Raw genomic sequence first — 3,583 nt, 5'->3', positions numbered from 1 at the left:
CGGCCGCCACCGGGAAGGGGTGGCGGCCGGCGCCTGGTCCGCCCGGGTTGCCGGGCGGAAACAAGGGGTCAGCTGGTGAGCGCCTGCTGACTGGCGGGGGTGGCGCGGCGCGCCGTGGCCGATCCCGGCAGCGCGATCGTTGCGCTGACCGTCTTGCCACCCCTGTTCTCGGCCCGCCAACTCCACGAGATCGTTTCGGCTGCGACCACCGCCAACCCTCGGCCTGCGGTCCCGTCGTCGTAGGGCTGACTGAGGATCGGCGGTTCGGGCGAGCCGTCCTTGACCAAGACCGCGAGGTTCTTGTGCGGGGTGAGCCAGATAGTGACGGTGATGGGACCAGCCTCACCGGCGTGCCGGAGCGCGTTGGTGACGAGTTCCGAGACGACAAGGCGGATCGACTGCGCGACCAGGATGGGGAGCGGCTGGGAGCACCAGCCGCTCGCGGCGGCGAGTGCTCGACTACGGGACAGGGCGACGGCCTCAACGTCGCCCACGGTGACAGTCCAAGACTCTTCGAGGATGTCCCACACCGGCCGGGCACTCACCGCAACCACCAGGGGTACCGCTGCGCGACGCGGTGGGTTCGGGGCTGCACCTGCTGGTCGATGCCCTTGCTGTGCCGGCGGTCGATGACCATCTCGCACCCTTCGCTCATGGTGGGCTGCGCGCCCCGCCGGGGGACAGGACGCGCAGCCCAGGGGATGCCGCGCCGGGCTTCCCCGACGAGCCGGTGATCGGCCGTGTCGTCCGGCGGACTTGACCAGTGAACGACCGTCAGGCGGCAGTCGGTAAGGAAGAATCCCGAATCAGCTCGGCCTAGCAGCAGGAAATTTTGGGGCTCTCTTTACCTCGCCATCTGCGCGACTAGTTAGCGTGGCGCTACTGTGCGCTCATGGGGGACAACATCGCGCTCCGCCAGGCCATCGCCGAACTCGGCATCGGACACGCCGAGTTAGCCCGTCGGATCAACCAGTACACGGAGTCAGTGTCGGGCCGGTACGGGACCTGCACCGAGCGGACAGTGCACAACTGGGTGACCGGCAAAACCCGATGGCCCAACGCCAAGCAACGCGCCGGGTTAGAGGCAGTATTCGACTGCACGGCCGAACAACTCGGCTTCACCCCACGGGGCCAGCGCCCCGCGTCGCCACCGGAGGAACCTGTGCGGCGCCGTACCTTCATTACGTCCGGGCCGACCGCCGCCGCCGCGGTCGCTGTGCCGATGCTCGCCACCCGCCACTCTGTCGGCTTCACAGACGTCGATCGGGTGAGCGCCGGTCTACGTAAGCTCGATGCCTTGGATGATCGCAGGGGCGGTCACGTCGCCCTCGAACGCGCTGCGCTCCGGGGCGCCGACGAGGTTATCGCCTTGCAGCGCAACGGCACCGCCAGCGACCGAGTTCGTCAACACCTGTTCAGCGCCGCCGCCGACTTCACTGCGGTAGCGGCCTGGTCGTGCATCGACGCTCGCGAGCTTGATCGGGCACAGCAGCACCTCGACCGATGCGTAACATACGCCGGCTTGGCGCAGGACTCGACTGCACAGCTTCGGGCGTGGAACTCGCTGGCGATGCTTGCGCACCAGCAGCACCAGCACGGCGACGCGGTAGCAGCCGCTCGGGCGGCCCAGTCGACCAGCATCACGCGCCGCGACCCGCTGTTCGCGTCCCTGGCTCATGCTCGTACCGCCGTGGGCCTGGCAAACCTCGGCGACCGTCAAGGCGCGCTCCGGTCGATCGGGCTAGCCGAGGATGCACTCGGCCGGGCAAGAGATGCGGCCCGGCCGTCATGGGTCGCGTTCTACGGTGCACCGGAGCTGCATGCGCTGACCGCGATCGTCCGGGACCGGCTCGGCGATGCCGAACAGGCTGAAAGTGCGTCACACCGCGCCTTGGCAACGCTGCCGGCGCAGTTCCGCCGGAATCGAGCGTTGGCCAAGGCTCGGCTCGCACTCGCCCAACTTCACCAAGGAGAGCTAGAGCTTGCCACCAAGACGGCGGGGAGCGTGTTCGACCTGATGACCGATGCTCCGATCCCGGGCCGCATGCGGACACTGCTCGGCGACTTCTACCGTGAGCTGTTGACCCTTTCGGCGACCACTCCTGCTGCGCGAGAGTGGGCCGACCGCTTCCGTACCGAATGGAGCCGATCTTGATTGAGTTGCGGCGTTACCGTCACGGCGATCTGCCGGCCGACTTCCGAGACCTGCTGCTCGGCGTCCACGCTGACGCCTACGCGACCCAGATGGATGATCCCTTCATCCAACGCTTCCCGTGGTTCGTTGATCACTGGTCGGGGCTGGTCGGATTCGACTGCGTGGTTGGGTTCGACGGCACGGAGCCGGTGGGCTTCGCCTATGGTGCGCCCGCAACGCCCGGCCGAGAGTGGTGGCGGGAGTGCCTGGCTAGGCCGCCCGAGCACAGCGACACGTTCTCGGTGTCCGAGTTGATGGTGCGTCCGAGGTGGCGCAAGACTGGCATGTCGGATCAACTGCACGCGGCGCTGATAGCTGACCGGCCGGAAGCACTGGCGGTGCTGCTGGTCGACCCGGAGCACCCCAAGGTTCAAGATCTGTACGAATCGTGGGGGTACCGCAAGGTCGGCGATCGGCAGCCGTTCCCGGATTCACCCAGGTATGCGGTGATGCTCCGCGACCTGCCCTGAGCCCTGCCTGCTCGACGGCCCCGCTCGGCATTCGCCAGCGGGGCCTACTCGTTCTCGTCGGCTGGATCAACGCGCTCGACAACAAACGTGCCCCGCTGCGGAAGAGTGCGCACCCACCCCTCGGCCCGCAGGTACTCGACTGCATGGCGGGCCGTGTTCCGCGCGACGCCGTATGTCTGGATCAGTGTTGCCTCGGATGGCACGCGACTTCCGACCGGAAGTTCGCCGGACCGAATGGCGCGGACGATGTCCGTCGCGATCTGCTGGTACGGGTGTTCCTCGGCGTCCGGGTTGATCGGTGTTGCGTCCATACGAAGAGCGTAGGACGACAAGAACGTTCCCATGCGTGCCGGTACGAGCCTGAACGTCTCTGGACGTACCTATAGGAGTTGGGTACGGTCAACGACACAAAGGAACCCCCGGAAGCCGATTAGGGCCGGCGACCGGGGGCGAACCGTCGACAGCTTTAGGGAGCTGCCAACATGTCCGACCTTACATTCTGGGCCTGGCTCTACACATGCGTCGGAGCCTTGGTGCTCGCGTTCGCCGCGGCGCTGTACCTGAGCGGCACGACGGAGCCCCCCACCGGCCGACACCGCGCCGGGGCGCCTCTGCCCGTGCGGGTCGAGCTGGCCGGGCTCCGTGTGCCCACCTACTACCGCCGCGCCCCGGAGCCATTCCCCGCGACCGCCCCCGAGCCGAGTCCGGCACCTGTCCATCTGCCGGAACCCGCGTGGACCCCGCCCGTCGGCCCGACTCGGCGGCAGATCGAAGCCACGGTGATCGAGCGGGAGTATCGGGCGCGCGTCGCGGTCGAGCCGGTCGCGGTCGAGCCGGTCGCGGTCGAGCCGGTCGCGGTCGAGCCGGTCGCGGTCGAGCCGGTCGCGGTCGAGCCGGTCGCGGTCGAGCCGGTCGCGGT

4 protein-coding genes and 1 pseudogene are annotated in these 3,583 nt (G+C 68.2%); 3 read left to right on the top strand and 2 right to left on the bottom strand.

All coding sequences use genetic code 11. The features are described from left to right. Positions 1-68: 68 nt before the first annotated feature. Positions 69-494, bottom strand: a complete 426-nt coding sequence (locus ABD330_RS31975; RefSeq protein WP_344469820.1) for an ATP-binding protein — start codon at positions 492-494, stop codon at positions 69-71. Positions 495-892: 398 nt separating this feature from the next. Between ABD330_RS31975 and ABD330_RS31970 the strand changes: the two genes are divergently transcribed. Together ABD330_RS31970 and ABD330_RS31965 are read left to right on the top strand one after the other, a co-directional pair. Further along, entirely contained in the window at positions 893-2,155 is a 1,263-nt protein-coding gene (locus ABD330_RS31970; RefSeq protein ID WP_344469819.1) for an NsdA family TPR-like regulatory protein, read from the top strand. Continuing rightward, a complete protein-coding gene (locus ABD330_RS31965) occupies positions 2,140-2,664 on the top strand; it encodes a GNAT family N-acetyltransferase (RefSeq protein WP_344469817.1) in 525 nt (174 codons plus the stop codon). The genes ABD330_RS31970 and ABD330_RS31965 overlap by 16 nt, the downstream gene beginning before the upstream one ends. Before the next feature lie 44 nt (positions 2,665-2,708). Here ABD330_RS31965 and ABD330_RS31960 read toward each other — a convergent pair whose 3' ends face one another. Beyond that, the gene (locus ABD330_RS31960) at positions 2,709-2,975 is read right to left on the bottom strand and encodes a winged helix-turn-helix domain-containing protein (protein WP_344469816.1); all 267 of its coding nucleotides are present in this window, start codon (positions 2,973-2,975) and stop codon (positions 2,709-2,711) included. Between the two features lie 171 nt (positions 2,976-3,146). Here ABD330_RS31960 and ABD330_RS31955 point away from each other — a divergent pair. Beyond that, positions 3,147-3,583 (top strand): annotated as a pseudogene (locus ABD330_RS31955) (hypothetical protein); the annotation flags it as partial.

It is taken from the genome of Kitasatospora kazusensis (assembly GCF_039529945.1).
GTDB classification, from domain to species: Bacteria; Actinomycetota; Actinomycetes; order Streptomycetales; family Streptomycetaceae; genus Kitasatospora; species Kitasatospora kazusensis.
The sequence above is the reverse complement of the archived record's forward strand: the minus strand, read 5'-3'. Positions and strand labels throughout refer to the sequence as shown.

Bases quoted from the DNA above. Each gene is read 5' to 3' on its own strand.
- ABD330_RS31970 (WP_344469819.1), top strand. From the start codon at position 893: ATGGGGGACAACATCGCGCTCCGCCAGGCCATCGCCGAACTCGGCATC.
- ABD330_RS31965 (WP_344469817.1), top strand. From the start codon at position 2,140: ATGGAGCCGATCTTGATTGAGTTGCGGCGTTACCGTCACGGCGATCTG.
- ABD330_RS31960 (WP_344469816.1), bottom strand. From the start codon at position 2,975: ATGGACGCAACACCGATCAACCCGGACGCCGAGGAACACCCGTACCAG.